The organism is Curtobacterium sp. MCLR17_051, from assembly GCF_003234395.1.
Taxonomy (GTDB): Bacteria; Actinomycetota; Actinomycetes; order Actinomycetales; family Microbacteriaceae; genus Curtobacterium; species Curtobacterium flaccumfaciens.
The window spans coordinates 497772-513720 of sequence record NZ_QKTA01000001.1 but is presented as its reverse complement, the minus strand read 5'-3'; the positions used below and the strand labels follow the sequence as shown (position 1 = coordinate 513720).

The following is a 15949-nucleotide window of genomic DNA, read 5'->3' as shown; positions in this document are numbered from 1 at the left end:
AACCCCTGTCGACAGCCCGGAAAGAGCCTCTTGCCAGCAGTGGTCCCCACGTGTAGATTCCCGGCTCACGGACTGCTGCACGTCAGTCCACCGCAGACGAAGGAGTCGCGATGGCAACCGAGAGCCCTGTGTCGTCACCCTTGACGACCGCCAGCACGAGACGGAGGAGTCGGTCCGCCGACCTCGCCCGTGCCCGCACCACCGCACCACGGCGCCGACCCAGGAACGACCTGTGGCTCGCGCTCGTCTTCATCGCCCCGGCAGCCGTCGGGTTCGCGGTGTTCCTCGCCTGGCCGACCGTGCGGGGCATCTACCTGAGCTTCACCTCGTACAACCTGCTCACCGAGCCTGAGTTCACCGGCCTGCAGAACTACGCCCGCCTGGTGCAGGACTCGATCTTCTGGCACTCGATGGTGGTGACGGTCGAGTACGTCCTCATCAACATCGTCATCCAGACCGTCGTCGCGCTGTTCATCGCCGTGATGATGCACCGGCTGACCAAGTCGACCTTCGTGCGCGGCATCGTGCTCGCGCCGTACCTGGTGTCGAACGTCGTCGCCGCCCTGGTCTGGCTCTGGATCCTCGACACCCAGCTCGGCATCGGCAACGAGATGCTCGCCGCACTCGGGCTCGACCGCATCCCGTTCCTGCAGAGCGACGTCTGGGGCATCCCCTCGATCGCGCTCATCAACGTCTGGCGGCACGTCGGCTACACGGCACTGCTCATCTTCGCCGGCCTGCAGTCGCTGCCCGAGACCGTGTACGAGGCCGGACGCATCGACGGTGCGAGCGAGTGGAAGATGTTCTGGCGCATCACGGTGCCGCTGCTCCGCCCGATCCTGTCCCTGGTGCTGATCATCACCGTGATCGGGTCGTTCCAGGTGTTCGACACCGTCGCCGTCACCACGCAGGGCGGCCCCGCGAACGCCACGAACGTCGTGCAGAACTACATCTACAACCTGGCGTTCGGCCGGTTCCAGTTCGGCTACGCGTCCGCGGTCTCGGTCGCGCTCCTCATCGTCCTCAGCATCATCACGATCATCCAGTACCGCCTCACCCGCTCGGGTGAGTCCGACCTGGACTGAACGGAAGCGCCATGACCACGACACTCACCCGTTCCGTCACCACGTCCCGCCTGCCGCGGATGGGCGCAGGCCACCGTCGTCGCCCGTCGCTCGGCCGGGTGCTCGCCTGGGTCGCGATGATCCTCGTCATCGTCGTCACCCTGTTCCCGTTCTACTGGATCCTGCGCACCGCGCTGTCGTCGAACACCGCGATCAACTCCGACCCCACCTCGCTGCTGCCCGTCGGCTTCAGCCTGGGCGGGTTCGAGCGGGTCTTCGGCCTGCAGTCCACCGAAGAGGCGTTGGCGCAGGGCGGCTCCGGCGCCGCGCTGAACTTCTGGCGGTACCTGCTCAACTCGATCCTGGTGTCGACGCTCGTCACCGTCGGCCAGGTGTTCTTCTCGGCAGCGGCCGCCTACGCCTTCGCCCGGCTGCGCTGGCCCGGTCGCGACAAGGTGTTCGGGGTGTTCCTGGCCGGGCTGATGGTCCCGGCGATCTTCACGCTGCTGCCGAACTTCACCCTCATCAAGCAGCTCGGGCTCGTCGACAACCTGCTCGGCATCGCCCTGCCGACGATGTTCATGACCCCGTTCGCGGTGTTCTTCCTGCGGCAGTTCTTCCTCGGCATCTCGAAGGAGGTCGAAGAGGCGGCGCTCATCGACGGTGCCGGCAAGGTCCGCGTGTTCTTCCGGCTCGTCATCCCGATGGCGGCGGCCCCGATCGCCACCCTCGCCGTGCTGACGTACATCACGAGCTGGAACGACTACTTCTGGCCGCTCATGGTGTCGTACACCGACAGCTCGCGGGTGCTGACCGTCGCGCTCGGCGTCTTCAAGTCGCAGACCCCGCAGTCCGGCACCGACTGGGCCGGGCTCATGGCCGCGACCCTGGTGGCGGCGCTCCCGATGATCCTGCTGTTCGGCGTCTTCGCCAAGCGGATCGTCAACTCCATCGGCTTCTCCGGGATCAAGTGACCCGGCTGTCGGACAGGACGAACACCATGACGAACCAACTGACCCGCCGCACGCTCTTCGCCGGCGGCGCCTCCGCCCTGGCCCTCGGCGCGCTCGCCGCCTGCTCGTCGCCAGGTCGCCGCACAACGAACCGATCGGGTGTGCGCACCGTGAGCTACTGGCTCTGGGACGCCAACCAGCAGCCCGCGTACCAGGCCGTCGCCGACGCGTTCCACCGCGCGAACCCGGACATCACCGTGAAGATCACCCAGCTCGGGTGGAACGACTACTGGACCAAGCTCACCGCGGGCTTCATCGCCGGCACCGCGCCCGACGTCTTCACCGACCACCTGACGAAGTTCCCGCAGTACGCCGACCTCGACGTGCTCTACAAGCTCGACGAACTCGACGCCACGAAGGGCATCCGGGACGACGACTACCAGTCCGGGCTCGCCGAACTGTGGAAGGGCCAGGACGGCCACCGCTACGGCTCGCCGAAGGACTGGGACACCGTCGCGATGTTCTACGACCGGAAGGCGATGGCGAAGGCCGGGGTCTCCGCCGAGGAACTCGGGTCGCTCGAGTGGAACCCTGGGGACGGCGGCACGTTCGAACGGATGCTCGCGCGGCTGACCGTCGACTCGAAGGGCCGGCGCGGCGACGAGGACGGCTTCGACAAGGACGACGTCGCCGTCTACGGCATCTCGTCGAACGGCTCGGGCGGTGACGGCTTCGGCCAGACCCAGTGGTCCCCGTTCACCGGATCGGTCGACTGGTTCTACACGAACGAGAACCCGTGGGGCGACAGGTTCCGCTACGACGAGCGGGTCGTGCAGGACACCCTCGCCTGGTACTACCGGCTGGCCGAGAAGGGCTACATGGCGAAGTACGGGGTGTTCTCCACCACGACCGGGCCCGAGGTCCAGCTCGGCGCCGGCAAGTGCGCGCTGTCGTTCAACGGCTCGTGGATGATCGGTTCCTACCTCGGCATGGAGGACCTCGACGTCGCGGTCGCTCCGACCCCGATCGGGCCGTCGGGTCACCGTGCGTCGATGTTCAACGGGCTCGGCGACTCGATCACGAAGCAGGCGAAGGACCCCGAGGCCGCCGCGAAGTGGGTGGCGTTCCTGGGCAGCGACGAGGCGCAGCGGATCGTCGGTGAGAGCGGGATCGTGTTCCCCGCCCGTCCCGCGGGTACCGAGGCTGCCGTGGCGTCGTTCCGGAAGCGCGGGCTCGACGTCTCGGCGTTCACCCGGCAGGTCGAGGAGGACACCACGTTCCTGTTCCCGGTCACGAAGAACCCCGCCGACGTGCAGGCCCTGCTGCAGCCCGCCTTCGACGACGTCTACGCGAACGGCAAGCCGATCTCGACGCTGACCGGGGTCAACGAACAGGTCAACAACCTGCTCGCCCTCACCTGATCGAAACCCGAAACCCGAAACCCGAAACCCGAAACCCGAGACGGGAAACCCGACACCCGACACCCCGCCCGTCGTCCGCATGCCGCACCGTCCGGTGCGGTGTGCGGACGACGCGTTGACCGTGCCGCCGACCACGACCCAGACTGCAGGGGATGACTTCCCTCACCTCCCTCGTCTACATGTCCGTCGCCGTCGACGACCTGACCGACGACCAGCTGGTCGCCATGCTGCGTGAGGCGCGGCTCCGCAACCACGCGCTCGGCGTCTCCGGGCTCCTGCTCGCCAAGGGCGGCCGTTTCATGCAGGTGCTCGAGGGTCCGGTCTGGAGCGTCGAGGACCGTTTCGCCGCGATCGAGCGCGACCCGCGGCACACCGGCGTGAAGTCGCTGTCGCGTGAGTCCATCAGCACGCGTCGGTTCGACGGCTGGGCGATGGCGTTCGGCAGCCCGACCGGGGACGAGCTCCGTGACGAGCCCGGGTTCAGTACCTTCCTCAGCGACCGCACCGGTCTGCCGACCGGGGTGGCGGGCACGCCCGCCGACTGGCTGCTCCGCTGGTTCCGTGGGCGCGACCTGCAGGACCTGCCCGAGGAGCGCATCACGCTCGGCCGGCACGCGGCCTGAGCCGCACCACCCTCGGACTGCCGGCACGCGGCCTGAGCCGCACCACCCCTCGGTCTGGAGGCACGGTGCGGGCCCGCCCCGTGCCTCCAGACTGTGAGACTGGTCCCGTGGAACGACGTGAGCAGATCCTGGTGGCCGCGGCGGAGGAGTTCGACCGCGTCGGCTTCGCCGGCGCGACGATCGCGGGCATCGCCCGCGCGGCGGGCGTCTCGCAGGGAACGCTGCACTTCCACTTCCCGACGAAGCTCGCCCTGGCGCTCGGCGTCATCGGCGAGCAGAACGCCCGCACCTTCGACGTCGTCAGCCACACCGACAGCTCGCCGGTCGCCGCGCTGATCGGGGCGTCGCACGGCATCGCCGACCTGCTCCGGACCGACCCGATCGTGCGGGCCGGGATCCGGCTGTCGCTGGAGCGCGGCGAGTTCCAGACCGCGACGCTGAGCTTCTACGAGCAGTGGATCGGCGGGATCGTCGACGTGTTCCGGTTGGCGGTCGCGAGCGGGGAACTCCGGACGGACCTGACCGCTGAGCAGCTCGGGTCGACGGTGGTGCCCTACTTCACGGGCGTGCAGCTCGTGTCCGACGTCCGGACGCGGCGCACCGACCTGATGCCGGCCGTGGCGACGATGTGGCGCGTGGTGATCGCGGCGACGGCGGACCCGAAGCACCGCGACCGGCTGCTCGACGTCGTCGAGGACGCGTTCGGCGAAGGCTGATCCGGCGACGGCGACGGCGTGCGGGGTCGGATCAGAGGTCGTGCAGCTCGCGGTCGCGGAACCACTTCAGCAGCCAGGCAGCACTCGTCCGGTCGAACGAGCGCGGGAAGTCCATCGTGCCGGACAGGAAGGGACTGAAGCCCGCTTCGGACCGGAGGTCCGAGTCGTCGAGCGCACGGTAGGCCATCGACCAGCCGTCGAACCGTCGGCGCTCGATCTCCTCGCGCACGAGTGACTTCACCTCACCGTGCCGTCGGTCCTTCGCGATGACGTCGTACCGGTCCTGCACGCTCCACGCCGGCCCCTCGAGCAGCTGCATGAACCGGCCGCCCTTGGCGAGCAGGAGCCCGGAGACCCCGAGCGCTTCGTTGCGCAGCCGGGACTCCGCGAGCAGCACCGCCATGGCCTGGTCGTCGAAGGGGACGACGGCACGGCTCATGTAGACGATGGAGACGAGCACTCCTCCATCCTGCTGGGTGGAAGGCCGTTGCGCGAAGCGGATGTCCGCAACGCGCCCTGCCCATCGGCGCTGCGGATCAGCCCTGCGGCAGCTCGTGCGCGGTGACGTCCTCGTTGCGCTTCTTCCGCCACGGACGGGCCGGGGTGTTCGGGCCGTCCCACACCAGGATCGCGCCCCAGGCGGCGGCGATCAGCGGCACCGAGATGATCGCGCCGGTGATGCCGGCGAGGACGGTGCCGGCGGTCAGCCCGATCAGGATGACGAGGCCGTGCAGCTTGAGGGTGCGCCCCATCAGGACCGGCTGCAGGAAGTTGCCCTCGAGCTGGTTCACGACGATGACGATGCCGATCACGATGAGCGCCTGCACCGGGCCGAGGGCCACGAGCGCGACCAGGGCGGCCAGGATGCCGGCGGCGGTCGCACCGACGATCGGGATGAACGCGGTGATGAACACGATGACGGCCAGCGGCAGGGCGAGGGGCACGCCGACGATCGCGATGCTGACACCGATGCCGATCGCGTCGACGGCCGCGACGGTGGCGGTGCCGCGGACGTACCCGCCGAGGGTCGAGACGACCCGGTCGCCGACGCGGCGTGCTCGGGCGTAGCGCTCACCGGTGAAGGGCCGGAGCAGGAACTCCCAGATGCTCGGGCCGTCCTTCAGGAAGAAGAACAAGACGACGATCATCAGGACGAGCCCGGTCAGGAAGTTCGCGGTGGCCGAGGCACCAGCGAGGGCACCGGAGCCGAACTGCGCGCTCGTGACGAAGTCGGACGCCGACGCGACCGCGTCGTCGATCTGCTTGTCCGAGATCGAGAACGGCAGGTTCTTCGCGAACTCCTGCAGTTGCTGGAACCCGTCGACTGCCGACTTCTGCAGCTGTGCCCACTGGTTCTCGACCGCGACGACGATGAGCCAGCCGAGCAGGCCGAGGACCGCGAGGACGCCGATGAGCACCGCGAGGGTGGCCACCACCGACGGCACCCGGTGCTTGCGGAGCCACGACACCACCGGGTGCATGGCCGACGCGATGATGAGCGCGAGGAGCACCGGGATCGTGACGACGCTCAGGATGTTGCTCGCCCAGACGACGCCGGCGACGACCACCACGACGATGATGAGCTGCAGGCACCGGGTCGCGAAGTGCCCGGCGGAGTCGGACCACGCGGCCTGGACCCTGGACGGCGGGGCTGGTGTGGTCGGGCGCGGAGCGTCGCGGAAGAACGGCATGCCGGAGACGCTACCGACCGGACGGCCGCCGCGCCGGTTCCGACGGCTCGATCGTCCGACCGGTGTCCTGTCCCCGCGTCGCCGGGGCGACCAGGAACGCGGCGACCAGCAGGACGAGGGGCACGAGCATCGCCGTCTGCAGGCCGAGGTGCTCCCCGACGAAGCCGAGCAGCGGCGGCCCCACCAGGAACGCGATGTACCCGGCGGTGGCCACCACCGACACCCGGCGGTCGCCGTCGGTGGGGTGGTCGCCCGCGGCGGAGATCGACAGCGGGAACCCGAGGGCGATGCCGAGCCCCCAGACGCCGGCGGCCGCCGCGGTGACGATCGGACTCGGTGACAGCACGACGAGCAGGACCCCCACCGCACCGACGGCTGCGCAGACCCGGACGACCGGGGCGCGTCCGAACCGGGCGACGAGCGGGGTGCCGGCCGCGCGACCGATGAGCATGGCGAGGGCGAACCCGGTGAACACGAGGGACCCGACGGACTCGGGGGCGTCGTGGTCGGTGGTCATCAGCAGCGGGAGCCAATCGCTCGCGGCACCCTCGGCGAAGGCCATCGCCAGCGTGATGACGGCGATCATGGCGAGCTGCACGGTGAGGACGGAGCGGCGGGCTCCCCGACGGGTGCCGCGGGCAACGGCAGGCACATCTGCCGGTGCGTCACGGGGCACCGGCCGCAGGTTCAGCGCCGCGAACACCGCCAGCGCGGCCATCACCGCGGCGCCGACGAGCAGGTGCACCCGGACCGGGGTCCCCGCCGCCGTCATGGCGATGCCGACGACCCCACCGACCACGCTGCCGAGGCTGAAGCACGCGTGCAGCACCGGCACGACCGGTCGCCCGATCTGCCGTTCGACCGCGGCGGCCTCGACGTTCAGCCCGATCTCGGCGACGCCCGCCCCGAAGCCGATCAGGAACAGCCCAGCCCAGACCCCGGCGGCGACCTGCGCCGGGGCGAGCAGCGCGACGAGCACCATGCCGACGACGGGCAGCGCGCCCCCGAGCAGGATCAGCGGGCGGTTGCCGGTCCGTCGCACCAGTGCCCCGGCGCCGAGGATCCCGATCATCGACCCGATCGACAGCCCGAGCAGGACGAGGCCCATCGCCTCGATCGAGGCTCCGAGCTCGTCGCGGATCGCGGGCGTCCGGGTGATCCACGTCGCGATCCCGAACCCGGTCACCGTCGACGTGGCGAAGAGTGCGAGTCGATGCCGCCCGGCCATGCCCCCATCTGATCGGTCCCCGGGCGGCCCGTCAAGGGCGACCGCGTCCCGCGCCTAGGATCGGGCACATGGCGACCGTCCTCCTCGTCCGTCACGGACGCACCACCGCGAACGCCACCGGCGTCCTCGCCGGACGCACCGCCGGCGTGCGACTCGACGCCGTCGGCCGCACCCAGGCCGAGCGGACCGCGGAGCGCATCGCCGCGGTGCCCGTCGTCGCCGTGGTGTCGAGTCCGCTCGAGCGCTGCCGGCAGACCGCCCGCGCGATCCTGGACCGACAGACCGACCGGCCGGCCGGGCCACCCGCCTCGCTGATCGAGCGGGCCATCACCGAGGCCGACTACGGGCAGTGGCAGGGCCGGAAGCTCGCCGACCTGGCGAAGGAGCCCCTCTGGCGCACGGTGCAGGCGAACCCGAGCGCCGTCGTGTTCCCCGGCGGTGAGTCCATGCAGACGATGCAGTCCCGGGCCGTCGCGGCCGTCCGGCGCATCGACGCCGAGGTCGAGGCGGAGCACGGACCCGGCGCCGTCTGGGTCGCGGTGAGCCACGGCGACATCATCAAGAGCGTCCTCGCCGACGCGTTCGGCATGCACCTGGACCTGTTCCAGCGCATCGGCGTCGGGCCGGCCTCGGTGTCCGTCGTGCGCTACGGCGAGCACCGCCCGGAGGTCGTCGCGACGAACACCGAGTCGGGCGATCTGTCCTGGCTGCGCACCGCCCCGGCACCCAGCGGGGACGCCGCGGTCGGCGGCGGCGCGGGCCATCCGGAACCCGATGCGCACACCGGCACCGGGCGTCCGGCGCCCGACGCGCCCGTGGGACCTGCCGGACCCTGAACGGCCGGAGCCGAGCGCTCCTACAATGCGGGTATGCCCACCATCGTCCACGGCTTCGACTGGCCGGACCGCCTCGTCGTCGGCACCATCGGCCGTCCGGGTGAGCGCGCCTTCTACATCCAGGCCCGCTCCGGTCGGCGCGTCACCAGCGTCGCGCTCGAGAAGGAGCAGACCGCCGTGCTCGCCGACAAGATCGACGAGCTCCTCGACGAGGTGGCGACCGTCGACGACAACCGCTTCAGTGTGCCGCCGTCGGTGCCCGTCGAACTCCGCGACCCGGAGCCGCTCGACCAGCCCGTCGAGGCCGAGTTCCGCGCCGGAGCCCTGAGCCTGGGCTTCGACCCGTCCACCGCGCAGGTCGTCATCGAGGCGTACCCGATCGACGACGAGGTCGAGATCGTGTCCGAGGAGAGCGAGGACGGCATCGAGATCGAAGCCGTCGTCGAGATCCCCGAGCCCGCCGAGCTGTTCCAGGTGAAGATCCCGGTCGGCACCGCCCGGGCCTTCGTCGAGCGCACGCGCGAGGTCGTCGCCGCCGGTCGTCCGCCCGGCGACGCATGAGCGACGGCTCGCTCTCCGTCCGGGCGCGCATCCGTGAGGCGTCCAACGCCACCTTCCTCGCGGAACTCGACGGTGCGACCGTCGTCTACAAGCCCGTCGAGGGCGAGCGCCCGCTGTGGGACTTCCCGGACGGCACGCTCGCCGGCCGCGAGATCGCCGCCCACCTGGTCTCCGAGGCGTTCGGCTGGGGTGTCGTCCCACCAACGTGGATGGGTGACGGTCCGTTCGGGCCCGGCATGGTGCAGCGCTGGCAGGACGTCGACCCCGAGCAGGACGCCGTCGACCTGGTGACGCCGGAGCTCGCCGAGGCGGACGGTTCGCCCTGGCTGCCCGTGCTCGAGGCCATCGACGAACACGACCAGCCCGTCACGCTCGTGCACGAGGACTCCGAGGCCCTGCGCCGGATGGCCGTCTTCGACGTCGTCGTGAACAACGCCGACCGCAAGGGCGGGCACGTGCTCGCGATGCCCGACGGCCACCGCTTCGGTGTGGACCACGGGCTCACCTTCCACGTCGAGCACAAGCTCCGGACGGTCCTGTGGGGCTGGATCGGGGAGCCGCTCGGGCCGGACGAGCTCGAGGGCCTCGACCGGGTGTCCGACGCCCTGCGCGGCGGTCTCGGTGACGAGCTCGCCGAGCACCTGACGGACGAGGAGATCGACACGCTCCGGGCGCGCTGCGCGGCCCTGCGCGCCGTCGGGATCTTCCCGCCGCCGCCCGGTCACGGCCCCGCCGTGCCCTGGCCGCTGTTCTAGACGCACCCGACAACGGACGGGAGGCCCGTGGCGGTGTCGCCACGGGCCTCCAGTCCGTCTCGTGTGGGCTTCAGAGCCCCCAGTCGTCGCGGAAGAGCGCGCCGCCGGCCCCGCGACGCGAGCCGAGGTACGAGCCGACCACGGCGACCCCGAGGTCGTCGTTCTCCGGCGCCACGACGCTGCCGTCCACCCGCTTCGCCATCGCGTCGATGAACCGGGCGAGCCCCGGGTCCTCGCCGAGCCGGAAGAACGTCGTCTGGGCACCGAGTCGTCCGGCGTTCTCGAGCTCGCGCACGGTGAGCGCGATCGTCACCGGGTCGGGCGGGTAGTCGAACCAGACCTGCCCGTTCGGCTCGAGGTGCGACGTGGGCTCGCCGTCGGTGACGATGAGGAGCACGGGTTGGGCCGTGGGGTGCTTGCGGAAGTGCCGGTTGGCGAGCAGCAGGGCGTGGTGCAGGTTCGTGCCCTTGTCCCACATCGCGTCCAGGCCGACGAGCTGTTCGACGTCCATCACCTCGGCCTCGCGACCGAAGGCGATGAGCTGCAGGTCGTCGCCGCGGAACCGGGTCGACACCAGGGTGTGCAGCGCCAGGGCGGTGCGCTTCATCGGCACCCAGCGGTCCTCCATCGCCATCGAGAACGACGTGTCGACGAGCAGCGCGACGCAGGCCTGGGTGCGGGCCTCGGTCTCCTGCACCTCGACGTCCTCGATGCTCAGGCGCACGCCGGCTCCCTGCCGCCCGCTGGCCGCCGTCCGCACGACGGCGTTCGTGATCGTCCGCGGGATGTCCCAGGGCTCGGTGTCGCCGAACGCCCACTGCCGCGACGCCCCCGAGGGCTCGCCCGCGGCGCCCGATCGACGGAGGTCCCGTGCGCCCTGACGACCGGACATCCGCTGGGCGACGTCCTTGAGCAGGCTCTTGCCGAGCTGCCGCATCGCCTTCGGGGTGAGCCAGAGCTGCCCGTCGGCACCGCGGCGCATCGCCCCGGAGTTCCGGAGCGCCTGCTCGAGGCGCTGCAGGGTCTTCGCGTCGACCGCAGCCTCGTCGCCGAGCTGCCGGGACAGCGCGTCGAGGTCCAGGTCGTCGAGCTCCGAGCCCGGTCCGGACTGGGCGAGCTGGTCGGCGAGGGCGTCGAGGTCCGCGATGTCCTGGAACACCCCGGTGCCGTCGCCCAGCCCGAGGCCCTGTTCGCCGTCGATGCGTTCGGATCCGCCCCAGTCTTCGCCGGGACGCAGTGCGCGCAGGGTACGGTCGAGGTGGGACAGCTGCCCCATCAGGTCGGGGGAGCCGAAGGCCTGCTGAGCGAGGGCGTCGAGTTCGTCCCGCTGCTCCTGGGTCATCGAGTTCCGCATGCGCTGCGCAGCCGCCGCGCGGGCTGCCAGGTCGTCGAGCAGCTCGTCGACGTTCGCGGGGTTCGACGGGAAGTACTCGCCGTGCTGGTCCATGAAGTCGTCGAACTGCTGCTGGGTGTCCTCGCCGCGGGCGTGCGCCTCGAGCAGGGCGTTGAGGTCCTGCATCATCGCGCTGACCGCGGCCCGGTCCTGGTCGGTGGCGCCCTCGAGCGCCTGCTTCATGCCGGCGAAGCGCTGGTCGAGTACCTCGCGGCCGAGCAGGTCCTTGATCTCGTCGTACTTCTGCCGCGCGGCCGGGCTCGTCCAGTCGTAGTCGCCGAGTTCCTGCACCGCGGCGGCGGGGGAGGGCGACAGACTGTCGAGCTGCAGTTCGGCCAGGGCACGGTCGCCGTCGTCGAGGTCGACGTTGCGGGCGAGCTCCCCCCGCTCGGCGAGCAGCGCCTGGTCGAGGAGCTCGCGCACCTGCTGCAGGGTGCCGTCGAGGTTGTTCTTGCTCGTCAGCTCACGGCGGCGCTCGGCCACCCGTCGGGCCAGGTCGTCGAGACCGCGCTGCGTCCGGCCCCCGCGCCGCAGGAACTCCCGCATCGCGCGCTCGGGCGACGTGCCGCCCATCACGTCCTGCCCGATGGCGTCGAGCGCCTCGGCCAGGTCGACCGGGGCGGCGAGCGGGTCGGGGCCGTCGGTGTACCGGCCGTACCGGGTGTCGCGCGTCAGGCGCCGGTTCTGCCTAGCCATAGACGGCTTCGCCCCCGCCGGACTCCTTGCTGATGCGCCGGGCCAGGAACAGGCCCTCGAGGGCGAGCTCGATCGCGCCGGCGCGTTCGCCGTCGTTCGTGGCACCCATCCGGTCGCACACCTGGTCGTACAGGTCGGACTCGCCGATCGACGGGAGCCCTTCGAGGAACGCCCGGGCGCTGACCTGCTCGCCCGTGGTCACCATCGTGCCGCCGTCGAGCGCGTCCACGAGCACCGCGAAGTCGAGGCCCTTGAACCGGGAGCGCACGGTCTCGGCGGTCGCGGTGCGGAGCAGGTGCTCGAGGACCTCGTCGGCACGGTCCTCTTCGCCGTTCTCGAACTCGATCTTGCCGCCGAGGACGTCCACCGCAGTCTCCAGGTCGATCGGCCGCGCGACCGCCTCGTCCTCGCCCTGGCGCGCTGCGCGGTGCACCGCAGCAGCGGACACCGTCTCGGCACCGGCGATCGCGAACCGGGCGCTCACACCGCTGCGCTGGTCGACGGCGCTCGAACCACGCAGTGCGCGGGTGAACCGGGCGAGGATCTCGATCAGGGCGTCGGGGACCTCGGCCGTCAGCTGGGCCTCCTGCCGGATGACGGCGATCTCGTCGTCGAGCTCGATCGGGTAGTGCGTGCGGATCTCGGCGCCGAAGCGGTCCTTCAGCGGCGTGATGATCCGGCCGCGGTTCGTGTAGTCCTCGGGGTTCGCGCTCGCCACGACGAGCACGTCGAGCGGCAGCCGCAGCACGTAGCCGCGGATCTGGACGTCGCGCTCCTCCATCACGTTGAGCATCGCGACCTGGATGCGTTCGGCCAGGTCGGGCAGTTCGTTGATCGCGACGATGCCACGGTGCCCGCGGGGGACGAGTCCGAAGTGGATGGTCTCCGGGTCGCCCAGGCTGCGGCCCTCGGCGACCTTCATCGGGTCGACGTCGCCGATCAGGTCGGCGACGCTCGTGTCCGGTGTCGCGAGCTTCTCGACGTAGCGGTCGTCGCGGTGCCGCCAGCTGATCGGCAGGGCGTCGCCGAGGTCGTCGGCGCGCCGGATGCTCGCGGTGGTGATCGGTTCGTACGGGTGCTCGCCCAGCTCGGAGCCGGTGATGACCGGCGTCCACTCGTCGAGCAGGCCCTGCAGGGTGCGGAGCAGGCGGGTCTTGCCCTGGCCGCGCTCGCCGAGCAGGACGACGTCGTGCCCGGCGATCAGGGCGCGTTCGAGCTGGGGGATGACGGTGGTCTCGAAGCCGTGCAGGCCGGGCCACGGATCGGTGCCCTGGCGCAGGGCGGTGAGCAGGTTGTCGCGGATCTCGGCGCGGACCGTCTTCTGGACGTGACCAGAGGTGCGGAGCTCGCCGACCGTGCGGATGTCAGGTCGGGTCACCTCTCCGACGCTACGCCGCGTTCGCGACGGCGACCAGGGTCGGACGGGAGGCCCGTGGCGGGCCCGCACCGCGCCTCCCGTCCGCTTGTGGGTTTCCATCGCACTTGCGATCATTGAGATCCCGGCGACGGAGCCGGATTCGAAGTAGGGGGATCCGGCTCCGCCCCCGGTTGCTCGTTCCGCATCTGAACCACATCGGCGATCTCGGCGTACGGTCCCATCTCGTGAGCAGCGCGAACGCAACCATCAAGAGCCTGGTGCCCGCCAGGATGGACCGCTTGCCGTGGACCCGGTTCCACTGGAGCGTCGTCGTCGGACTCGGCGTGTCCTGGATCCTCGACGGTCTCGAGATCCAGATCGTCTCGAACGCGGGTTTCCAGGCGGACCTGAACCTGTCGACGCAGCAGGTGACGTCCCTCGGCACGATCTACCTGGTCGGCCAGGTCGTCGGTGCCCTGGTGTTCGGGCGCATGTCCGACCGGCTGGGGCGGCGCAAGCTGTTCATCCTGACGCTCGCGATCTACCTGATCGGTTCGGGCATCGCGGGCCTCGCGCAGGACTTCTGGTTCCTGGCGGCCTTCCGGTTCGTCGCGGGGCTGGGCATCGGCGGCGAGTACGCGGCGATCAACTCGGCGATCGACGAGCTCATCCCGGCGAAGTACCGCGGGCACGTCGACATCGCCATCAACGGCACGTACTGGGGTGGTGCCGCGCTCGGCGCGTTCGCGAACATCTACCTGCTCGACACGTCCTACTTCGCCGAGAACATCGGCTGGCGCATCGGGTTCTTCCTCGGCCCGGTGCTCGGCATCGCGATCATCTTCCTGCGACGCCACATCCCGGAGAGTCCGCGGTGGCTGATGACGCACGGGCGCGAGGAAGAGGCCGAGGCGACCGTCTCCCGCATCGAGGCGTCGGTGGAGAAGGCGACCGGCAAGCCCCTGCCGGAGGTCGACCAGTCGAAGGCGATGACGGTCACGCCGACCGACCGCGTCGGGTTCCTGGCCATCGCGCGCGTGCTGCTGAAGCAGTACCCGACCCGCACGCTCGTCGGCGCGACGATGATGATCACCCAGGCGTTCCTGTACAACGCGATCTTCTTCACCTACGCCCTCGTGCTCACGAACTTCTTCGGTCTGAAGACGGCGGAGACGGCGGTCTACTTCTTCCCGTTCGCGATCGGCAACCTGCTCGGCCCGATCATCCTGGGGCGCTTCTTCGACACCTGGGGTCGTCGGCAGATGATCTTCCTGACCTACCTGGTCTCCGGCCTCGTGCTCGCCACGTCCGCGTTCCTCTTCCGGGCGGACGCGATCTCGGCGACGGTGCAGGTCGCGTTCTGGTGCGTCTCGTTCTTCTTCGCCTCGGCCGGTGCGTCGAGCGCCTACCTGACCGTCAGCGAGATCTTCCCGCTCGAGCTGCGGTCGCAGGCGATCTCGTACTTCTTCGCCCTGGCGCAGATCTTCGGTGCGGTCGCGCCGGCGATCTACGGTGCCTTCATCGGTGACGGCTCGTCGCGGGAGCCGCTGTTCTGGGGGTACCTGCTCGGATCCGCGGTGATGATCGGCGGCGGCGTGGTGGCCTTGATATTCGGGGTCGACGCCGCGCGGAAGGGGCTGGAGGACGTCACCCAACCGCTCTCGGTGCTCACCGGGGACGCGAAGTCCGACCGGAGGTGAGCCCTGCGGCTTCGGCCTGACATTCTGTATTCAGAGTGTTTAGCGCCGCCGTCGCAGCGCTGTCACTGTGCCTGCATGGCACTCCTCCACAGCGCGACACCGGCGACCACGATCCACGGCAGCGACCGCCCTCGCCTCGGGGGTGCCGTCCGTGCGTGAGCCTGGGCTGATGGAGCACACCCCCATCCGAGCCGGCGCCGGCGGCCTCGATCCCCACGGCCTGCGCCGCAGCCTGCTGCGCGACGCGGTGTTCCTGCGACTGCTCGACAACGTCCTGCGGGGGGAGTACCGCCGCGGGCAGCGGTTGCGGCTCGACACCCTGGCATCGGACATGCGGGTGTCGCGCACACCGGTGCGCGAAGCCCTCGTGACCCTCGAGTCCCTGCAGCTGGCCAGCGTGCAGCGCTACGTCGGTGTCGTGATCTCGCAGTGGTCGGTCGACCAGATGATCGAGCGACTGCGGATCGCCCAGGCTCTGCTCGTCGATCCGCCGTCGAACTCCGTCGGGTACCACGACCGGTTCGACAAGGTGTGGCTGCGGGAGTGCTGGACCGAGGCCGGTGCCTTCGTCGAACTCGGCGCCTGGTACCTGCGGCGCCGCGGGTCGTCGGTCAGTGGCGACTGGTTGCTGTCGCAGCGCATCGTGCTCGACATGTTCTTCACCGACGACGTCGCCCTGGCGAACGGGATCGATGCCGTGGTCGACCGGCGACGACGGGTCGAGATCGTCGAGCGGGCCGTGGCCGCTGCTGAGCGAGACGCCCTCGACGACTGTGCCGCGGCGCTCTTCGACCTGTCGTCCGCCCTGATCGCCCTGCCCGACCGCTTCCGGGTGGTCGTGTCGGCCTGAACCGACCTCGGCTGCGGATCCGCTCAGGTCCGCGCCGACCGCCGTGGATCCGCAGGTCGCGGCACTGAGCAGCGAGTGTCACCGGTGTCCCTCGCACTGGATCGT

The 15949-nt window shown here is 70.5% G+C and carries 15 protein-coding genes; 10 read left to right on the top strand and 5 right to left on the bottom strand.

Annotated elements, in window-relative coordinates; genetic code table 11:
• The first annotated feature begins 110 nt into the window (after positions 1-110).
• The 5 genes from DEJ06_RS02455 to DEJ06_RS02435 all read left to right on the top strand — a co-directional run bounded on the left by DEJ06_RS02455 (position 111) and on the right by DEJ06_RS02435 (position 4777).
• On the top strand, positions 111-1085 hold the full coding sequence (locus tag DEJ06_RS02455) for a carbohydrate ABC transporter permease (protein WP_228516654.1): 975 nt from the start codon (positions 111-113) through the stop codon (positions 1083-1085).
• 11 nt (positions 1086-1096) lie between these two features.
• Positions 1097-2038, top strand: coding sequence for a carbohydrate ABC transporter permease (locus tag DEJ06_RS02450; protein ID WP_111038286.1), 942 nt, complete (start codon positions 1097-1099; stop codon positions 2036-2038).
• 26 nt (positions 2039-2064) lie between these two features.
• The gene (locus DEJ06_RS02445) at positions 2065-3438 is read left to right on the top strand and encodes a sugar ABC transporter substrate-binding protein (RefSeq protein WP_220036489.1); all 1374 of its coding nucleotides are present in this window, start codon (positions 2065-2067) and stop codon (positions 3436-3438) included.
• A 152-nt stretch (positions 3439-3590) separates the two neighbouring features.
• Positions 3591-4061, top strand: coding sequence for a BLUF domain-containing protein (locus DEJ06_RS02440; RefSeq protein ID WP_051596847.1), 471 nt, complete (start codon positions 3591-3593; stop codon positions 4059-4061).
• 107 nt (positions 4062-4168) lie between these two features.
• The gene (locus tag DEJ06_RS02435) at positions 4169-4777 is read left to right on the top strand and encodes a ScbR family autoregulator-binding transcription factor (RefSeq protein WP_146248398.1); all 609 of its coding nucleotides are present in this window, start codon (positions 4169-4171) and stop codon (positions 4775-4777) included.
• Between the two features lie 31 nt (positions 4778-4808).
• Here the strand turns inward: DEJ06_RS02435 and DEJ06_RS02430 are convergent, their stop codons facing one another.
• The 3 genes from DEJ06_RS02430 to DEJ06_RS02420 form a co-directional block, all read right to left on the bottom strand.
• Entirely contained in the window at positions 4809-5237 is a 429-nt protein-coding gene (locus DEJ06_RS02430; RefSeq protein ID WP_111038283.1) for a BLUF domain-containing protein, read from the bottom strand.
• Positions 5238-5313: 76 nt separating this feature from the next.
• Positions 5314-6468, bottom strand: coding sequence for an AI-2E family transporter (locus DEJ06_RS02425; protein WP_111038282.1), 1155 nt, complete (start codon positions 6466-6468; stop codon positions 5314-5316).
• A 10-nt stretch (positions 6469-6478) separates the two neighbouring features.
• Positions 6479-7696 (bottom strand): MFS transporter, encoded by a 1218-nt coding sequence (locus DEJ06_RS02420; protein WP_111038281.1) that lies wholly within the window; start codon positions 7694-7696, stop codon positions 6479-6481.
• 68 nt (positions 7697-7764) lie between these two features.
• On the opposite strand from DEJ06_RS02420, the gene DEJ06_RS02415 reads away from it, so the two are divergent.
• The 3 genes from DEJ06_RS02415 to DEJ06_RS02405 are packed head-to-tail and all read left to right on the top strand — an operon-like array spanning position 7765 to position 9848.
• Positions 7765-8532, top strand: coding sequence for an MSMEG_4193 family putative phosphomutase (locus tag DEJ06_RS02415; protein ID WP_111038280.1), 768 nt, complete (start codon positions 7765-7767; stop codon positions 8530-8532).
• Between the two features lie 33 nt (positions 8533-8565).
• Positions 8566-9093 (top strand): DUF3090 domain-containing protein, encoded by a 528-nt coding sequence (locus DEJ06_RS02410; protein WP_071406497.1) that lies wholly within the window; start codon positions 8566-8568, stop codon positions 9091-9093.
• Positions 9090-9848 carry an SCO1664 family protein gene (locus DEJ06_RS02405; RefSeq protein ID WP_111029872.1) on the top strand — a complete coding sequence of 253 codons (759 nt, stop codon included), beginning with the start codon at positions 9090-9092 and terminating at the stop codon, positions 9846-9848. Before DEJ06_RS02410 ends, DEJ06_RS02405 begins: the two co-directional genes overlap by 4 nt.
• Before the next feature lie 70 nt (positions 9849-9918).
• Here DEJ06_RS02405 and DEJ06_RS02400 read toward each other — a convergent pair whose 3' ends face one another.
• Both DEJ06_RS02400 and DEJ06_RS02395 read right to left on the bottom strand, forming a co-directional pair.
• Positions 9919-11937 carry a VWA domain-containing protein gene (locus tag DEJ06_RS02400; RefSeq protein ID WP_111038279.1) on the bottom strand — a complete coding sequence of 673 codons (2019 nt, stop codon included), beginning with the start codon at positions 11935-11937 and terminating at the stop codon, positions 9919-9921.
• Positions 11930-13315 carry an AAA family ATPase gene (locus DEJ06_RS02395; protein ID WP_027466108.1) on the bottom strand — a complete coding sequence of 462 codons (1386 nt, stop codon included), beginning with the start codon at positions 13313-13315 and terminating at the stop codon, positions 11930-11932. The genes DEJ06_RS02400 and DEJ06_RS02395 overlap by 8 nt, the downstream gene beginning before the upstream one ends.
• A 224-nt stretch (positions 13316-13539) precedes the next feature.
• Between DEJ06_RS02395 and DEJ06_RS02390 the strand changes: the two genes are divergently transcribed.
• Both DEJ06_RS02390 and DEJ06_RS02385 read left to right on the top strand, forming a co-directional pair.
• Positions 13540-14994: an MFS transporter gene (locus DEJ06_RS02390; RefSeq protein ID WP_372444921.1), complete on the top strand. Its 1455-nt coding sequence runs from the start codon at positions 13540-13542 to the stop codon at positions 14992-14994.
• 169 nt (positions 14995-15163) lie between these two features.
• Positions 15164-15844 (top strand): GntR family transcriptional regulator, encoded by a 681-nt coding sequence (locus DEJ06_RS02385; protein WP_111038278.1) that lies wholly within the window; start codon positions 15164-15166, stop codon positions 15842-15844.
• Positions 15845-15949: the final 105 nt, after the last annotated feature.